Genomic DNA, 16,593 nt, shown 5'->3' with positions numbered 1-16,593 from the left:
ACTCCTTACGCTTCGTATTTCGTTAATACAACGGTCGCGTTATGCCCTCCGAAGCCGAATGAGTTCGACATGGCCGTGCGGACGTCCGCCTTGCGCGGCACATTCGGCACGTAATCCAGGTCGCATTCCGGATCCTGATTCTCTAAGTTGATTGTTGGCGGAATCATGCCATGCTGCAGCGTCAATGCGCAGATGACGGCTTCTACTCCGCCGGCTGCACCAAGCAAGTGTCCTGTCATCGACTTCGTAGAACTAATCGCTACATTCCTTGCATGGTCACCCAATGCGGCCTTGATGGCCCGGGTTTCCGATTTGTCCCCGACCGGGGTCGACGTTCCGTGCGCGTTAATATAATCGATCCGCTCCGGCTCGAATCCCGCATCCTGAATCGCTCTCGTCATGCAGAGCGCAGGACCTTCCGGATCCGGCTCCGTAATATGATGCGCTTCCGCGCTCATGCCGTAGCCGGCTACCTCCGCATAGATGCGGGCTCCGCGCTGCAGCGCGTGCTCCAGCGACTCGAGAACGAGCACGCCGGCGCCCTCGCCCATCACGAAGCCGTCGCGGTCGATATCGAACGGCCGGCTCGCGCGTTCCGGCTCGTCATTGCGCGTGGACATGGCGCGCATCGCGCAGAATCCGGCCATGCCGATCGGACGGATCGTCGCTTCCGCACCGCCGCAGATCATGACGTCGGCATCGCCGCGCTGGATGATCTTGAACGCATCGCCGATCGAGTGGGTCCCGGTCGCGCATGCGGATACGGCAGCCGTATTCGGGCCGCGCGCGCCGATCATCATCGAGATATGGCCTGACGCCATGTTCGCGATCATCATCGGAATGAAGAAGGGACTGACTCGCTTAACCCCTTTTTCCATCAAAACGCGGTGCTGATCTTCCCAAGTTCCCAGTCCGCCGATGCCCGAACCGACGATGACGCCGACCCGATCCCGATTCGTCCGGTCCATGTCCAGCTTGGCGTCGTCCAGCGCCTTCTTGCTCGCGGCGATGCCGAATTGAACGAAGCGGTCCATACGGCGCGCTTCCTTCTTATCTATATAGTCTTCCGGATTGAAATCCTTCACGGAAGCAGCGATCTTCGTCGGGTAATCAGTCGTATCGAACGCCTCGATCTGCGAAATGCCTGACTTGCCTTCCATCAGGCTCCTCCACAACGTATCGAGGTCCGAGCCGAGAGCCGTTACCACTCCCATCCCGGTCACTACAACCCTCTGTTTCAACGCGTATCACCTCTATTATCAGTTCCGAGTTCTATACATCAAGCGCATCCCTAGGTAGACAACGCGCTACATACAACGTAAATGAGGAGAAGTCCCGTTACTGCTTGAACGGGACTCACTACCTGCTTACTTATGAGATTGTATGTAATTCACTACTTCTCCTACCGAAGTAATCTTCTCTGCGTCTTCATCAGAGATTTCCATATCAAACTCATCTTCCAATTCCATGACCAATTCCACAACATCGAGGGAATCAGCGCCAAGATCATCTTTAAAAGATGCTTCCAGTGTTACTTCCGCTTCATCTACGCCAAGGCGCTCAACGATGATGCGCTTCACTCGCTCAAACACTTCTGCTGACATCCGGTTCACCTCCTCCTTGGTATTATACGAAAAAACATTTTAAATTACCATATCAAAACCTCTTACAAAATAATGCTTAAAGTCCATGGATTCATAGACTGAAAAGCCCTACATATACATGCCGCCATCGACGTGAATCGTCTGGCCGGTCATGTACTCCGCATCCTCCGAAGCGAGGAAGCGAACCGCCTTGGCGATATGCGCCGGCTGGCCAAGCTTGCCCAGCGGAATCTGGCCGAGCAGCTGCGCTTTCATGTCTTCCGGCAGCACGTCGGTCATATCGGTCTCGATGAATCCCGGCGCGACGCAGTTGACGGTAATGCCCCGGGAAGCGAGCTCGCGGGCCGACGCCTTCGTCAAGCCGATGACGCCCGCCTTGGCCGCCACGTAGTTGGCTTGTCCGGGATTGCCCAGCACGCCGACGACGGACGAGATGTTGATAATGCGGCCGGAACGCTGCTTCATCATCGGGCGCGTCACGGCTTTGATGCAGTTGAAGACGCCCTTCAGGTTCGTCTCAATCACCTGATCGAACTCTTCTTCTTTCATCCGCATAATTAAATTATCTCTTGTAATGCCGGCATTATTCACCAAAATGTCAATTTTTCCGAATTGTTCCAATGCAGTCTTCACAAGTTGCTCGGCTTCCTCCATCTTGCCGACGTTGGCCTTCACCGTGACAGCCTTGCGTCCAAGGGCCGCAATCGCTGCCGCCGTCTCGGCCGCCGCCGCTTCACTGCCGGCATAATTGACGACGACATCGGCGCCGGCTTCCGCCAAATGAATGGCAATCGCCCGGCCGATACCGCGGGACGCTCCTGTGACAAGCGCCGTTTTTCCTTCCAAGTTGGACATCGGTATTCCCCCTTCACAAAATCTTCGATTCAAGTCGTCTGTATGCTCTATCGGCTTGGACACGAGATGATGTCAGACGGGCAGTGCGCCTTCTATGCGCTTACCGCATCGCCGCAGCCGTCCGAGCGGTCATTCGTACGCTTCGATCGCCTCGAGACTGTTGATGGAGACGATGCGCGCCGATCGGTCGATTTTTTTGATGAGACCGGACAGCACCTTGCCCGATCCAATCTCGACGAAGGTATCCACGCCTTGATCGATCAAATAGCGGACGCTGTCCTCCCAGAGGACAGGCGAAAATACCTGTTCAACCAGCAAGCCGCGAATCTGCTCGGCCTCGGTGACCGGACGGGCGGTCACATTCGCGATGACAGGAATGCGCGCATCCTGCATCTCGATGGCCCGCAGCGCCTCGCCGAGCCGCTCGGCCGCCGGCTTCATCATCGCGGAATGGAACGGTCCGCTTACTTCCAGCGGAATGACCCGCTTCGCTCCGGCTTCCTTGCCGCGCTCGACCACCGCATCGATCCCTTCGCGGGATCCGGACACGACGATCTGGCCCGGACAGTTCAGATTCGCCATCTCGACCGGAGTCCCGGCGGCGGAGATATCGTCGCACAGGGCGCCCAGCCGCTCGCGTTCGGCGCCGAGCACCGCCGCCATGGCGCCCTGGCCGTTCGGAACCGCCTGCTCCATGAACCGGCCGCGCTGGCGCACGATGGCGATCGCGTCCTCGAAGCGGAGCACGCCCGCGGCCACGAGCGCTCCATACTCGCCCAGGCTGTGGCCGGCCACATAATCCGGCCGGATATGATGGCGCTCCAGCGCCTGATAGAGCGCCCAACTCGTCGCCAGCAGCGCCGGCTGCGTGTTCGACGTCTGCTTCAAGTCGCTCTCCGGACCTTGGAATATCATCTCGGTCAACGGGAATCCCAATACCCGGTCGGCGGTCTCGAACGCTTCCCGCGCCGCCGGCACGGCATCATACACGTCCTTGCCCATGCCGATCTCTTGCGAGCCTTGTCCAGGAAAGACAAATGCCAATTTGCCCATAGGGCACACTCCTTCCAATGACTGATGTCTATAACGTATTACGGCAAGGCGCCGTGATTGGATGCGATTTTTCGCTGCGATCGCGCCGGATTACCATTGAATAACTGAGGCCGACCAAGTCAAGCCTCCGCCGAAGCCGACGAGAAGAAGCGTGTCGCCTTCCTTCACGCGGCCTTCCTCCACCGCTTCCGCCAAGGCGAGCGGTATCGATGCCGCCGACGTGTTCGCATACTTCGGCAGATTGATGACGCATTTCTCCTCCGGCAGATTCAAGCGCTCAATCGCGGCATGAATAATCCGGGTATTCGCTTGATGCGGGATGAGCAGATCGATGTCTTCTTTGGTCTTGCCCGCCTTTTTGAGCGCTTCGTCGGCGGCATTGCCCATGACGCGCACCGCGAACTTGAATACTTCCCTGCCGTTCATATAAATATAATGGAGCTTGTCGTCCACCGTCTGATGCGATGCCGGGTGGCGGGAACCTCCGCCTTCCAGCTTCAGCAGCTCCTTGCCGCTGCCGTCCGCGCCCAGCTCGAACGACTGGAAGCCGCGTCCTTCCGCAACCGGACCGAGCACGGCGGCCCCGGCGCCGTCACCGAACAGGATGCATGTGTTCCGGTCCGTATAATCCGTAATCCGGGACAAGCATTCCGCCCCGACGACGAGCGCATATTGATAGGTGCCCATCGCGATGAAGTTGCTCGCATTCGCCAGCCCGTAAATGAAGCCCGCACAGGCCGCCGACAGGTCGAACGCCGCGGCGCGCTTGGCGCCGAGCCGTTCCTGAAGCAGACAGGCCGTGGACGGGAATGTCATGTCCGGCGTAACCGTCGTGACAACGATCAGATCCAACTGCTCGGCCGTGATTCCGGCCGCCTTCAGCGCCTCCTGGGCGGCATGATACGCCAAATCCGACGTCGCTTCATGCCCGGCCGCAATCCGCCGCTCTTTAATCCCGGTCCGGGTTACAATCCATTCGTCACTTGTATCGACCATCTTTTCCAAGTCTTCATTGGTCAATACCCGTTCGGGTACGTACTTCCCCGTACCGATAATGCCTACCGAACGCAAATTCATTATCGCACCACTCACTTCCCGCTTGTAGTCCCTCCGATTTCCGTTGCAATCGTATGGATAAGATCATGCTGCAGCGCCGTGCGCGCTTGGCGGACCGCATTCTCGATCGCCCGCGCGTCCGAAGAACCGTGGGCTTTCAGCACCAGCCCGTTCAGCCCGAGCAGCGGCGCGCCGCCGTGCTCCTTGTAATCCATCATTTTCTTCAGACGCTTCAAGCCCGGCATCAGCACCGCGGCTGCCAGCTTCGTATACCAGGAACGGGTAAATTCCTGCTTCAGCACGCTGAACAAGGAGCCGGCCGTGCCTTCCAGCGACTTGAGAAGCACATTGCCGACGAACCCGTCGCATACGAGCACGTCGCAGCTGCCTTCCAGCACATCGCGAGCCTCCACATTGCCGACGAAATGAATCGGCAGCTGTTCCAGCATCGGATATACCTGCTTCGTCAGATCGTTGCCCTTCATCGCTTCCGTGCCGACGTTGAGCAGCCCGACGCGGGGCTTCGGAATGCCGTGCACCTTCTCCCGGTAAATGCTCCCCATCAGCGCGTACTGGACGAGATGCTCCGGCTTCGCATCCATGTTCGCCCCCAGATCGAGCGCCAGCACGCCGCGCCCGTCCATCGTCGGAATCATCGGCGACAGCGCCGGCCGCTCGACGCCGGGCATCCGGCCGACGACCAGCAATCCCGTCGTCATGAGCGCGCCGGTGTTCCCGGCCGAGATCATGCAGTCCGCTTCCCCTTCCCGCACCATTCGTCCGGCGACAACCATCGAAGCGTCCTTCTTGCGTCTGACCGCCTTGACAGGCTCGTCATCCGCTTCGATCGTGCTCGCCGCATGAACGATGCGGACATTCGCGGGACGGGATGTCAGCATCGGCTCCAGCCTCGCCTCGTCCCCCACCAGCATCAGCTCGATATCAGACCAGGCTTGCGCCGCGGCCAGAACCCCTTGCACATTGCATTCCGGGGCGTGGTCTCCGCCCATGGCGTCAATGGCGATTCTCATGCTCGTCTCCTCCTTCGGTGCCGTTCATCGCGCCTGAACGGAATATGATAAAGTTGCCCTGGAACACCAGCTCCTCGCCGACATAGCTGAATACTTCCACCTTCGCCTTGCTCCGTGCCCCCGAGCCGGATCGGACATACGCCTTGGCGATGCATTTCTCCCCGAGGCGGACCGGCCGGATGAAGCGGATGTCCGCCGTGGCCGTCAGCGCGATCTCATCGTTGATGACGGCCACGGCGAGCGAGTTCGCCTGCGCGAACAAATGATGGCCCCGCGCGATATGCGTCCGCGAGAAGACATGCTCCTCGCGGATCTCGAAATAAGAGATGCCGCTATGATCCAGCTGCAGATCGACAATATCTCCGACCACTTCATGCAGCGGCAGCGACCGCACCTGATCGTAGGTCTGCTCCGCCATCATCTTCAGGCGCTCCCGGAGCTCCGGGATGGCCAGCTCCATCCGGTCGAGGCGAATGGTCTGGATACTGACCTTCAGCATGCGGGTCAGTTCCTGATCGGTTACAAACGGATTTTCCTCTATGATTTTCGCCAACTGTTGTTGACGCTGTCGCTTCGGCAAACGTTGGATGACCCCGCACCACCTTCTTGTCCTGTTGTCCGGATCGTCACATCGACTTCGGAGCCTCGGAATATAATCGGAATAATTACTTTATCTCATCTTCATAAATGAAGAGGCCGTTGATAGGAGCCATTAGAACCTGGTACTAATCCAGTATATATAAAATCGCCGGCAAAGAAAAGCAGAAGTTATGAAATCCGCCCGGATTTATAAAAAAACAGCGCCCCACCATTGGCGAAGCACTGCCTTTTCTTATGAGTCATTATTGTTTGATGATCTCTCTTGCTTTGTATGTTCCGCACACTTTGCATACATGGTGAGCCAATTTCAACTCTCCGCATTGTGCGCACTTCACCATGCCAGGCACAGACAATTTAAAGTGCGTACGGCGCTTGTCACGACGAGTCTTCGACGTTCTTCTTTGAGGTACTGCCATGTTCTACACCTCCTTACCCAAGTTACGTGCTCTTCCAGGGCTGTCCAAAAAGCGCGGCCAGCGCTCTTCCTGGACAGAATACTTCTACTGTCGCTATTTATTTCTTGAAGAAATCTTGTAACCCCGCCAGTCTCGGGTCAATGCGCTCGTTCGAACAGCCGCAGGACTGCTCGTTGCGGTTCGTGCCGCAGGTCGGGCACAACCCCTTGCACGCTTCGCCGCACAGCGGCGCGAACGGCAAGGCCAGCAGAAGCGCTACTTCCACATAAGGCTGCAGGTCGATAAGGTCTTCCGTCACCGCAATGACGTCGTCCTCCTCTTCCTCCGGGGAAAGATCAGTAGAGTCTGTCAGCTTGAATTGCTCATCGAACGGAATGACGTATGTCTCGGTAAACGACGTCAAACAACGCGAACATACCAATTCCAACCGCGCGGTCAGCTGGCCATGCACGCCAATCTGTCCTTCGCCCTCCGCCCTGGCCGTCAAATCCACGGTCACCGGGTCGGGGATGGAAATATCTTTGCGGTCCCGAACCACATCGTTAGCGGAAAATGCCGATTGAATGCGTGTTTCCTGTCCTTTTGCGGCAATGTCCCGAAAATGAATGTTCATAACATCACTCCAAACAAACAAAATTAATTATAGCGATTAACGTCATGCTTTGTCAACCAAATTCGTTTGACAGATTGCCGGGACATCCTCTGCCTCTCCGCCAAAAATTCGCCGATCGTTCCCGGTTCATGGTATGATCGGATGGGAAATTCAGGAGCGCCGCGGCGGGCCCGACGGCCCTCCGGACGGGCGGCAGCCTGTGTACCTTTCTGTCCATGAATCACCATCTTACCTTATTCTGTGATCGAAAGGAAGAGTGATATGAAAACGGTCGGAATCGTTGTTGAATATAACCCGCTGCACAACGGGCATCTGTATCATTTGGAGCAATCGAAGCTGGCGGCCGGGGCGGAAGCCGCCGTCGCGGTCATGAGCGGCCATTTCCTCCAGCGGGGCGAGCCGGCGCTCGCCGACAAATGGGCGCGCACGGATATGGCGCTGGCCGCCGGCGTCGACCTCGTGCTGGAGCTGCCGGTCGCGTACGCCGTCCAGCCGGCCGAATGGTTCGCCTACGGCGCGGTAGCGACGCTGCAGGCGACCGGCGTCGTGGACGCGCTGTGCTTCGGCAGCGAATCCGGCGACCTGAAGCGGCTGCGCGGGGCCGCCAAGGCGCTGGCGCGGGAGCCGGACGGATTCGCCGGCCGGCTGCGCGCCGAGCTGAAGGCCGGGCGCAGCTATCCGGCCGCCTACGCCGCCGCGGCCGGGCCGGTGCTGGACGGCGGCGAGGCGGCCGCCGGCAGCCATGCGGAGCCCGGCGCGGCGGCGCACTGGCTGACGCAGCCGAACAATTCGCTCGGGCTGCACTATTTGCTGGCGATGCGGCGGCTGAACAGCGACATGAAGCCGCTGACGATTCCCCGCCGCGAAGCCGGCTACCACGATGCGGAGGCGCCGGAAGGCACGATCGCCAGCGCCACCGCGGTCCGGCGCCTCTGGTCCGGCTCCGGGGAGCTGGCTGCGGCGGCCCGTTATGTGCCGGAGAGCACGCTTCGCATCCTGGAGCGCGAGCATGCTTCCGGCTGGGCTCCGCTCGATTGGGAAGCGTTCCGCCGCGAGCTGTTCTACCGCCTCTACCTGCTCCCGCCCGAGGATCTGGCGCGGTTTCTGGAGGTGACCGAAGGGCTGGAGCACCGCATCAAGCAGGCGCTTCAGACGCTGGAGGAGCCCGGCATCGAGCCGCTGATCGCCAAGCTGAAGACGAAGCGATATACGCGGACCAAATTGATGCGGACCTTGACGCATATCTTGCTGCAGCATGATAAATTCCATTTCGGCCCGGACGCCCTCGCCGCGGGTCCCGCTTACGTGCGGGTGCTGGGCTTCACCGAGCGCGGACGCCATCTGCTGAAGCGGATGAAGCGCTGCGCGGAGCTTCCCGTCGTCCTCAACATGACGCGCGGCAACAGCCACTTGGGCGGCCGCGCCGGCCTCGAAGCGGACGCCCGCGCCACCGCCGTCTATGCCAACGCGTTCCGCGGCTGGGAAGCGAGAGCCGCCTTTCGTGACTATTATGAGCCGCCCCGCCGGTTCTAATCCCCATAACGCCGACAACGGCTGGCATGCGCCAACCGTTGTCCGCCCGGAATCCGGCGGTTCCGAAGCCAATATGATGCTACGATGCCGGCTGGAACTGCTTCACCGCCTCCAGCGCGTCCTGCAGCGTATCGACCTTCACCAGCTTCATCTTCGTATTCATCTTGTCCATCTTCGCCTTCGCTTCCTCGTAGTTGCCGGAAGGGACCAGGAACAAGACCGCCCCTTCCCGGTCTGCGGCCACGACCTTATGCTTCACGCCGCCGATCGGGCCGACCTTCCCCGACGGATCGATCGTGCCGGTGCCCGCGATCCGGTAGCCCTTCGTCAGATCCCCCGTCGTCAGGCGGTTGATCAGCTCCAGCGTGAACATCAAGCCCGCCGAAGGCCCGCCGATGTCGGACTCGTGGAAGGTGACGTTATGTTTGTTATCCGCGGGCACGACCTTCTTTTTCTCCCCGTAAGCCAGACCGAAGCCAATCCGCTTCTTGCCGCTGCCGGTCTGATCCGGCAGCTCGACAAGCTTCGCCTTGACCTGCACGACCTTGCCTTCCCGCTTGACGACAGCGTGAATCGTCTCCCCGGCGGCCCGCCCTTTCAAAGCAGCCTGCAAATCGTCGAAGCCGTTCACCTTCTGGCCTTCCACTTCCATGATCCGGTCGTTCGTAATGAATTCATTATCCGCCAATTGCTTATTGTTAAATAGAACATAAATGCCTTCGGACTCGATCTCGTACGGAATGCCGACCTGATTGTAGGCGGCCAATATCGCTGCCATCTGCGAGTTGCTCATATTGAAGAGCTGTTCATTGATATATTCCTGCTCGGTTCTGCCTTGAAGCGCATCTTCCTTCTTGCCGAATTCGGCATTCGGATCGAAGGCCCGCCACGCGATCAGCGCCAGATTGGCATATGTTCTTCTCACCGTCGTCAGAAGGAACGTGCCCTCCTCCGTCTCGTCTCCGCCCTCCACATTGATGAACGGCTTCACTTCCTCGGCGCTTCCCGGCGTATAAATGACATACGGCGTCGGCATATATACAACGACATAGAACAACACGATCGCCGCGAAGATCCACTTCCAACTCCGGAAGCGGGGAGAATTCCGCGGCCGCCCGTACGATCTGAACTCCTTTTCCATTCTCCTACCTCCCTATGCCCTCGGATCGCCCGGCGATATTTGGTCTAAAGCCCGTCCCTGTTACGTACACATGAGATCGTAATGCGCTTGAAGCCTGGCTTCTTCATTTACGGCCAAAGGGGTGACCGCCATGTTCTCGTTCCGCACATCGCCCGCTTCCCAGCGGCTGTCCACGCTCATCATGGGGGGCTCTGCGGTACTGTTGGTGCTGTGCATCATCGCTTATCCGGATAAATCGTTTCAAGCCTCTTTGCAAGGGCTGAAGGTATGGTGGACCATTATATTCCCGGCCCTGCTGCCGTTCCTCATTCTGTCCGAAATGTTGAAGGCCTACGGCTGGGTCCATGGCATCGGCGTACTGCTGGATCCGTTCATGCGGACGCTGTTCCGGCTTCCCGGAATCGGCGGCTGGGCCTGGTCCGTCGGTTGGACGGCAGGGTATCCTGCCGGCGCCGAAGCCGTGGTCCGCATGCGGAAAGACAATGAGTTGTCACGTCTGGAAGCGGAGCGGCTTCTCGGCCTGACCCATGCAGCCAGCCCGATTTTCATGATCGCCGTCGTCGGAGTCGGCTTCCTGCAGCAGGCTGAATTGGGGCTCGTTATCGCTGTCGTGCACTGGGTTTCTTCCCTTTTCATGATGCTTATTGTGCGTTGGGCGGGAGCTTTTCATCCCGCTGCCGAGCGCATTCCGATACGACGAACGGCGGCCGCCGCTCCCAAGCCGCTATGGAAACGGATGCTGCAGGCGATGGAGCAGTCTCATCGCCGGGACGGACGCGCGTTCGGCCGGCTGCTCGGCGATGCCGTCACTTCTTCCGTCCAGACGCTCATGATGATCGGCGGGTATATCATGATGTTCTCGGTCATTGTCCGAGTCCTGCGGCTTGCCATCCCCCAGGAATTCGGCGCTTACCTGCTGAACGGCCTGTTCGAGGTGAATCTTGGCGCGTATTCGCTCGGCTCGGCCGCCTTCCGCTCCCCGCTTGTCCAGACCGCCCTGATCGGCGCCGTCATTGCATGGAGCGGAGTCAGCGCGCATCTGCAGGTCCACAGCTTGACCCGGGGAACCGATTTGCGGTACAGCCGCTTTTTCCTGATGCGGCTTCTCCATGCCGGGTCTGCCTTCCTGCTCACCTTCGTCCTGTGGCACCCGCTTCACCGCCTTTTGCGGCTTGCGCCGCCGGAGCAGACGGCGTTCCGGCTGCTGGATGCCGAGAACGGGCTCACGCAGGAGCCATCCTCCTGGATTCAGTCCATTGCCGGGCTCGCTTCGGCGCCAGGATGGCTGCAATCGTTGGCGCTTGTCCCGGTTCTATGTATCCTCCTGCTCATCGGTATGGCGATCTCGCTCTTGATTGGACGATGGAAGCGCATCTGAGCGCCGTCCCGGCACGATTCGCTGGTCAGCGCTTATATTTATCCCGCAGCGCCGCCTCGACCTCCGGGGCGACCAGCTCGCTAATATCGCCGCCATAGCGCGCGATTTCCTTCACGATGCTGGAGCTGAGATAGGAATACTTCGGATTCGTCATCATGAAAATCGTCTCTACCCGGGGGTTGAGCTTCCGATTCGTCGATGCCAGCTGCAGCTCGTATTCGAAATCACTGACCGACCGAATGCCGCGGACAATGACATCGCCGTTCTTCGCGTCCATATAATTAACGGTCAGATCGCTGAAGCTGTCCACCTCGACATTGGGCCACGGCTTCGTCACCGTGCGCAGCAATTCAAGCCGTTCTTCAATGGAGAAGAGCGGCTTCTTGCTCGAATTGTTCAGCACGGCGACAATCAGCTTATCGAATTGCTTCGCCGCCCGCTGGATAATATCCAGGTGTCCGAGCGTCACCGGATCGAAGCTGCCTGGATATACGGCAGTCCGGGACCGGCATGCATGCTCGTATTGATTTGTCATAAATCGTAAGCCTCCTTCAAAGGCGCTTGGCCCCTATCGAAGCATAGGCAGGCGCCTCGTTGTTCTGTTCGGCTGCAACAGAATCGCTTCCTTATTCTGCGGAAGCTGCCGCTTCCACGAGGTATATCGATACCGCGATATCCCCATAATCCGCCTTCTTCCATATCGCGAGCGGACCAATGCGCTCGGAATACGAATGGGATGCGTCATGCTCGACGACAATGACGGCGTCCTCGCTCAGCAGGCCGTTATCCCACATCTCCATCAGCAGTTCGTCCGCATCCTTCAACCGGTACGGGGGATCGAGAAAGACATAATGAAAGGAAAGATTCCGCTTGGCGAGCGCCTTGAGCGCCCGTCTCGCATCGTTGCGGTACACTTCGGCCTTGCCGGCCAGCCCCGTGGCCGAGAGATTGCCGCGCACGATCTCGATCGCTCTCGCATCCTTATCGATGAAGACCGCCCATTCCGCTCCCCGGCTCAAGGCTTCAATTCCCAAGCCGCCCGTTCCGGCGAACAGATCGAGCGCACGTCCCCCCTCGAAATAAGGGCCGATCATGCTGAACAGCGCTTCCTTCACTTTATCCGTCGTCGGCCTTGTCCCCATGCCGGGCACAGGCTTCAGCGTACGGCCTTTGGCCGTTCCCGATATTACTCTCAGTTGTCTCACCTTCTCTTCTTTCCGCCAACTTCCATGCAGCGATTCTGCCGCATATTCGTCGTTAATCGTAACATACATTTCCCATTTTTGAAAAATGAAATCCGCATCGTGAAGCTGACATCGCGCAAAAAGAAAAAAACTTATCCGGGGGATGTATATATTTCGTCCGGCTGGCAATCCTTAAAGTATCGACATCATTGAATGTCGTAGACAACCGCGGAGAAGACTTACGTTTCCCCATAAGCTCTTCGTCCGGTTTCTCCTCTCCCATGAGGGCGTCCCGCAAGGGGCGCCCAATTTATTTTTCAAGAAAACCTTGTCATGACGAGGATTGCATGGATTCTGAAATCGGTTCTAATTCATTTTTCTTAGTAGTTGGGGACCAATTGGCGCTTGCACCCTTCAATTCGGATCCTGAATTTTCCCATACACTTTAGTCGTGATGGGAAGCTGATATATTCCCTATAATCAGGATCCTTATATATCAAAAACAAAAAACCCCGGAACTAAGCTGGTACTGCTCGCCTTTCGCTCTTATTAAGACTGCCTTATTATCACGATACTTTACCTTTTACAGGACACCGGAACACAAAAAAGGGGGGTCTCACAGGCACTGCAAAGTGATGGAGATGACCCGTTTACATAGTATGTGGATGCGGGAAAAACGGTGGCGGGCAAACGGGTGAAAGATGGATGAAGCAGTGAAATGCTGCGTGGATGCATCCATTTCTGCTCTTTAAGCCGCTATTTGATGAAATTCCTGCAATAGTACATGATGTGCCACTAGCGTTGCATCAATCTTTTTACGAAAATTTCTATCCCATAAGTCTCTATATTTGTAACTTATTGAACTATATTCATGGACAAAAATAAAGAAATCTCCTATTGTTGAGTTACCCTAACGTTATCCATAAAACGCCTCAACAAAGGAGATTTCTTATGGATAACGTACCGAATCATAACGTCATTTGTCAATGCCTAAAATGGTTACATGTCCATTCTACTCGACACGAGTCATTGGATTACCGGGCCCAAAAGCTGTTTGTCGGCTCTTCGACACTCTTATTTGTAGAGGCACAGCTTCAGCAACGAGACTCATACAAAGTCATGTCAGAGCATGTAGCGGCTAATCCTGAATTTCAAGATCTTCTGGGTCTCAAGAGCATAAGCGCTTCTCAACTATCGCGGAAGCTGAAACGGCTGCCTATGGAGTATCTTCAGACGCTCTTTTTCTCGCTCATTGATCGAATCAAGCAACTTACAAAAGGGAAACGCGGCATTACGCCTGGTATTGGTAAACTCAAGCTAATCGATTCATCGGGAATTACACTACCTCCCATTCTCGCGAAATGGTCCTATTGTTCCAAAAGTAGCCATGGCGTGAAGATGCACACCTCCTTGGTCGTTGCGGACTCCAAAACGATGTATCCAGACAAGATCGTCGCTTCAACCAAAGATGTAGCCGATCATGAAGTCGTGTTGGAATTTACAGTGGATAAAGATGCGACCTACGTGATGGACCGAGGATACCAGGTATACGACCATTTTCAGAAATGGGTAGAGGATAAGATTAAATTTGTTTGCCGCGTCAAGCAAAAGAGCCGGTTAACGATCATCAGAAAAAGAGACCTCCCCAAAAGGCAGAATGGGTTTATCCTTGATGCTGATGTGACGATGCCGGAGCTGCCAGCGGTTCTGCGTTTGATTGAGTTTAAGGATGACCAAGGGCGTACCTATCGAATTGTAACGAATCGATTTGACTTATCCGCACATCAAATTGCCGAGATTTATCGAAATCGCTGGCATATTGAGTTGTTTTTTAAATGGGTCAAGCAGCATATTCGATTGGTAAAACCCCACGGTTATACGGCCGAAGCGATTTGGAACCAAATGTATATTGCTTTAATCGCGTATGCTCTCTGTTTGCTGATTAAATTAACACTGGACTGTAAAAAGTCGACATGGGACCTCCTCCAGTTGATTCGCATCTATGCGGAAAAACCATGGGAAAATTTGATCGCTGCACTCAACCGCAAGCCGACTCGAACATCTAGAGGTCGACCAAAGCGAAATGGGAGACGTCCGAAAAAGGCAACAAAGTCGATGAAACCGAGACTGATTGTGACGTAATGACAAACGAAAACGATTTTTACATATAATGGATAACGCGTAGGGTCTGTTTCCAGCTCGACTTTTTTAGACTTAGCGCGGACATCGCAAATGTAAATATATATCATATATTGATGTTAATTGAAATTAGATTATGAACTAACCGCTCGATGCAACGCTAGTGATGATGTGCATCGATTTTTGTCTTTATCGATTGGGTAGTCAGAAATTGATGCCGTTTTGCAGGATTCCCTGTAACGGAATACACGTCATAAAGCAAAGCTGTAGTTTTGCAGTTTTTCTGCGAGTCGAGCTTTGAGAATCAGGGGGGCTGTCTCACTGTAGTGAAATACTACTTTTGAGACAGCCCCATCTAATCAGCTATATATTTTTTCCCACTGCGAGATCACTTGTTGTCCGACTCACTGTTTGCATCCTGCACTAGTGCTGCGAGATCTGTCGCTTATTTTTGTGTTTTGGCGTATTCAGACGATTTTATCCCGGCTTGGCGGCCGAATATGATGATTTCCGCTACGGAATTTCCGCCGATTCGGTTCTCGCCGTGCAGACCTCCGGTAACTTCACCAGCGGCAAAGAGACCCGGGATCGGCTTACCGTTTTGGTCCAATACTTCCGTGTTCGTATTGATTCTCACGCCGCCCATAGTGTAGTGAATTCCTGGTCCGATTCTGATCGCATAGTACGGCGCAGCGGACAAGTCGTGGTCCATTCCCGTCTTTCTGCCGAACTCGGCGTCTTTCTTATTTTTTACCGCACTGTTCCAGGTATCAAGCGTCTTTTGCAATTGATCTGCCGGTACGCCGATATCACCAGCCAGCGCCTCGATCGTGTCCTTTGTCTTCACAAAGCCCATTTTTACATACTGTTCAACCGCTGTGGCGCGCGATCTGACGCCGGAATCGAACACAAGAAAAGCGTTTTTCTCCGGCAGCTTATTGATCGCCGCCGTTACGCTATCGCGAGCAGCCATTTCGTTGATGAACCGTTCGCCTTTGCTGTTGATGAGAATTGCGCCTTCACCGCGTACTACTTCACCGATGAGGTAGGAGTTTTCCTGCTGCACCGTCGGGTGAACCTGGATCTCTTCCATATCGACCGTGGTGCCTCCCATTTTTTCGATCATACTAATGCCGTCGCCGGTGCTTCCTTCCTGGTTCGTCGTCACATAGCCTTCCAGATCCGGCCGAACCTGGGCGATGATATCCATGTTGGCGCCAAAGCCGCCAGCCGTAATCACGACGGATTTCGCAGCGATCGTTTTTTCTCCATTTTGCGTGAAGAGAACTTTAACCCCATTTGCTTTTCCGTCTTGTTTCGTAATTTCTTTGACATTGGCATTGACAAAAATCGGAATCCCCTGTTCTTGTACATTTTTCAGCAAGCCGGTCACGAGATACTGGCCCACAGCCGATCCGTCTTGGGGACGATGAGTGCGTTTCTCGCTCATGCCGCCCGTGATCGTGATATTATTCAATGTAATGCCGATGGAATCCAGCCAATCGATGGCATCGGCTGAATGGTCGACGAAAAAGCGGAGCATGTCCGTATTGTTGGTGTTATGTCCGCCTTTTAATGTTTCTTCATAAAATAACTCATTACTATCCGAAATGCCTTGCTCCTTTTGGAACTTCGTTTCCGAGGCGTTCATGCCCGAAGACGCTTTGCTTGTATTGCCGCCTGCAACCGGCATTTTCTCGAAAATGACCGGATTCATGCCCGCTGCTTTGGCTTCAAGCGCGGCACTCATGCCTGCGCCGCCCGCGCCGACGATCACGATGTCGTAGCTGTCTTTTAGCTCCTCAAGCGGAGTATACTTCGCCATGGATGCACCCGACGCAGCATCTTTTTTTCCTTTATCCTTTTCTTCTTGTGCCGTGTTGTCCTTGCCCGCATTCGGATCTGGTTTCGTGCTTCTTCCGCACCCTGTCATCATTAGCAGGATGGAGATGACGAGAATCAGGGCTATTTTTGTATTTTTTGGCATCAT

At 55.8% G+C, this 16,593-nt stretch carries 16 protein-coding genes; 3 read left to right on the top strand and 13 right to left on the bottom strand.

Annotated elements, in window-relative coordinates; translation table 11 throughout:
* Positions 1 to 5 precede the first annotated feature (5 nt).
* The 9 genes from fabF to OCY70_RS04695 all read right to left on the bottom strand — a co-directional run bounded on the left by fabF (position 6) and on the right by OCY70_RS04695 (position 7,228).
* Positions 6 to 1,241 carry a beta-ketoacyl-ACP synthase II gene (gene fabF / locus OCY70_RS04735; protein WP_213429777.1) on the bottom strand — a complete coding sequence of 412 codons (1,236 nt, stop codon included), beginning with the start codon at positions 1,239 to 1,241 and terminating at the stop codon, positions 6 to 8.
* A gap of 126 nt (positions 1,242 to 1,367) precedes the next feature.
* On the bottom strand, positions 1,368 to 1,604 hold the full coding sequence (acpP, locus tag OCY70_RS04730; protein ID WP_006676625.1) for an acyl carrier protein: 237 nt from the start codon (positions 1,602 to 1,604) through the stop codon (positions 1,368 to 1,370).
* Positions 1,605 to 1,712: 108 nt separating this feature from the next.
* Positions 1,713 to 2,459: a 3-oxoacyl-[acyl-carrier-protein] reductase gene (gene fabG, locus OCY70_RS04725; RefSeq protein WP_213429778.1), complete on the bottom strand. Its 747-nt coding sequence runs from the start codon at positions 2,457 to 2,459 to the stop codon at positions 1,713 to 1,715.
* A gap of 129 nt (positions 2,460 to 2,588) precedes the next feature.
* Positions 2,589 to 3,512 (bottom strand): ACP S-malonyltransferase, encoded by a 924-nt coding sequence (gene fabD / locus OCY70_RS04720; RefSeq protein ID WP_213429779.1) that lies wholly within the window; start codon positions 3,510 to 3,512, stop codon positions 2,589 to 2,591.
* Positions 3,513 to 3,602: 90 nt separating this feature from the next.
* The gene (locus OCY70_RS04715) at positions 3,603 to 4,589 is read right to left on the bottom strand and encodes a beta-ketoacyl-ACP synthase III (RefSeq protein ID WP_213429780.1); all 987 of its coding nucleotides are present in this window, start codon (positions 4,587 to 4,589) and stop codon (positions 3,603 to 3,605) included.
* A gap of 11 nt (positions 4,590 to 4,600) precedes the next feature.
* Entirely contained in the window at positions 4,601 to 5,599 is a 999-nt protein-coding gene (gene plsX / locus OCY70_RS04710) for a phosphate acyltransferase PlsX (RefSeq protein WP_213429781.1), read from the bottom strand.
* Complete coding sequence (gene fapR / locus OCY70_RS04705; protein ID WP_197257615.1) at positions 5,583 to 6,179, bottom strand: transcription factor FapR; 597 nt, start codon at positions 6,177 to 6,179, stop codon at positions 5,583 to 5,585. Before fapR ends, plsX begins: the two co-directional genes overlap by 17 nt.
* Before the next feature lie 262 nt (positions 6,180 to 6,441).
* Positions 6,442 to 6,615, bottom strand: coding sequence for a 50S ribosomal protein L32 (rpmF, locus tag OCY70_RS04700; protein ID WP_005551879.1), 174 nt, complete (start codon positions 6,613 to 6,615; stop codon positions 6,442 to 6,444).
* 97 nt (positions 6,616 to 6,712) lie between these two features.
* Positions 6,713 to 7,228 (bottom strand): YceD family protein, encoded by a 516-nt coding sequence (locus tag OCY70_RS04695; protein ID WP_197257617.1) that lies wholly within the window; start codon positions 7,226 to 7,228, stop codon positions 6,713 to 6,715.
* Between the two features lie 261 nt (positions 7,229 to 7,489).
* On the opposite strand from OCY70_RS04695, the gene OCY70_RS04690 reads away from it, so the two are divergent.
* Positions 7,490 to 8,761, top strand: coding sequence for a nucleotidyltransferase (locus OCY70_RS04690; RefSeq protein ID WP_213429782.1), 1,272 nt, complete (start codon positions 7,490 to 7,492; stop codon positions 8,759 to 8,761).
* 79 nt (positions 8,762 to 8,840) lie between these two features.
* On the opposite strand, the gene OCY70_RS04685 is transcribed toward OCY70_RS04690, so the two are convergent.
* Positions 8,841 to 9,902 carry a YlbL family protein gene (locus OCY70_RS04685; RefSeq protein WP_213429783.1) on the bottom strand — a complete coding sequence of 354 codons (1,062 nt, stop codon included), beginning with the start codon at positions 9,900 to 9,902 and terminating at the stop codon, positions 8,841 to 8,843.
* Between the two features lie 130 nt (positions 9,903 to 10,032).
* On the opposite strand from OCY70_RS04685, the gene OCY70_RS04680 reads away from it, so the two are divergent.
* The gene (locus OCY70_RS04680; protein WP_261944724.1) at positions 10,033 to 11,280 is read left to right on the top strand and encodes a nucleoside recognition domain-containing protein; all 1,248 of its coding nucleotides are present in this window, start codon (positions 10,033 to 10,035) and stop codon (positions 11,278 to 11,280) included.
* 25 nt (positions 11,281 to 11,305) lie between these two features.
* Here OCY70_RS04680 and coaD read toward each other — a convergent pair whose 3' ends face one another.
* Both coaD and rsmD read right to left on the bottom strand, forming a co-directional pair.
* Entirely contained in the window at positions 11,306 to 11,815 is a 510-nt protein-coding gene (gene coaD, locus OCY70_RS04675) for a pantetheine-phosphate adenylyltransferase (protein WP_213429785.1), read from the bottom strand.
* A gap of 91 nt (positions 11,816 to 11,906) precedes the next feature.
* Entirely contained in the window at positions 11,907 to 12,476 is a 570-nt protein-coding gene (gene rsmD / locus OCY70_RS04670; RefSeq protein WP_213429786.1) for a 16S rRNA (guanine(966)-N(2))-methyltransferase RsmD, read from the bottom strand.
* A 939-nt stretch (positions 12,477 to 13,415) separates the two neighbouring features.
* Here rsmD and OCY70_RS04665 point away from each other — a divergent pair.
* Positions 13,416 to 14,606, top strand: coding sequence for an IS4 family transposase (locus tag OCY70_RS04665; RefSeq protein ID WP_261944552.1), 1,191 nt, complete (start codon positions 13,416 to 13,418; stop codon positions 14,604 to 14,606).
* Positions 14,607 to 15,048: 442 nt separating this feature from the next.
* On the opposite strand, the gene OCY70_RS04660 is transcribed toward OCY70_RS04665, so the two are convergent.
* Positions 15,049 to 16,590 carry a flavocytochrome c gene (locus OCY70_RS04660; RefSeq protein WP_213426704.1) on the bottom strand — a complete coding sequence of 514 codons (1,542 nt, stop codon included), beginning with the start codon at positions 16,588 to 16,590 and terminating at the stop codon, positions 15,049 to 15,051.
* Positions 16,591 to 16,593 lie beyond the last annotated feature (3 nt).

This window comes from Paenibacillus melissococcoides (genome assembly GCA_944800085.1).
GTDB lineage: Bacteria > Bacillota > Bacilli > Paenibacillales > Paenibacillaceae > Paenibacillus_B > Paenibacillus_B melissococcoides.
This window is presented reverse-complemented; position numbering and strand designations above follow the sequence as displayed.

Excerpts from the sequence above, each read along its gene's own strand:
- acpP (WP_006676625.1), bottom strand. The coding sequence starts at position 1,604 with ATGTCAGCAGAAGTGTTTGAGCGAGTGAAGCGCATCATCGTTGAGCGC.
- fabG (WP_213429778.1), bottom strand. The coding sequence starts at position 2,459 with ATGTCCAACTTGGAAGGAAAAACGGCGCTTGTCACAGGAGCGTCCCGC.
- fabD (WP_213429779.1), bottom strand. The coding sequence starts at position 3,512 with ATGGGCAAATTGGCATTTGTCTTTCCTGGACAAGGCTCGCAAGAGATC.
- OCY70_RS04715 (WP_213429780.1), bottom strand. The coding sequence starts at position 4,589 with ATGAATTTGCGTTCGGTAGGCATTATCGGTACGGGGAAGTACGTACCC.
- plsX (WP_213429781.1), bottom strand. The coding sequence starts at position 5,599 with ATGAGAATCGCCATTGACGCCATGGGCGGAGACCACGCCCCGGAATGC.
- rpmF (WP_005551879.1), bottom strand. The coding sequence starts at position 6,615 with ATGGCAGTACCTCAAAGAAGAACGTCGAAGACTCGTCGTGACAAGCGC.
- OCY70_RS04695 (WP_197257617.1), bottom strand. The coding sequence starts at position 7,228 with ATGAACATTCATTTTCGGGACATTGCCGCAAAAGGACAGGAAACACGC.
- OCY70_RS04690 (WP_213429782.1), top strand. The coding sequence starts at position 7,490 with ATGAAAACGGTCGGAATCGTTGTTGAATATAACCCGCTGCACAACGGG.
- OCY70_RS04685 (WP_213429783.1), bottom strand. The coding sequence starts at position 9,902 with ATGGAAAAGGAGTTCAGATCGTACGGGCGGCCGCGGAATTCTCCCCGC.
- OCY70_RS04680 (WP_261944724.1), top strand. The coding sequence starts at position 10,033 with ATGTTCTCGTTCCGCACATCGCCCGCTTCCCAGCGGCTGTCCACGCTC.
- coaD (WP_213429785.1), bottom strand. The coding sequence starts at position 11,815 with ATGACAAATCAATACGAGCATGCATGCCGGTCCCGGACTGCCGTATAT.
- OCY70_RS04665 (WP_261944552.1), top strand. The coding sequence starts at position 13,416 with ATGGATAACGTACCGAATCATAACGTCATTTGTCAATGCCTAAAATGG.
- OCY70_RS04660 (WP_213426704.1), bottom strand. The coding sequence starts at position 16,590 with ATGCCAAAAAATACAAAAATAGCCCTGATTCTCGTCATCTCCATCCTG.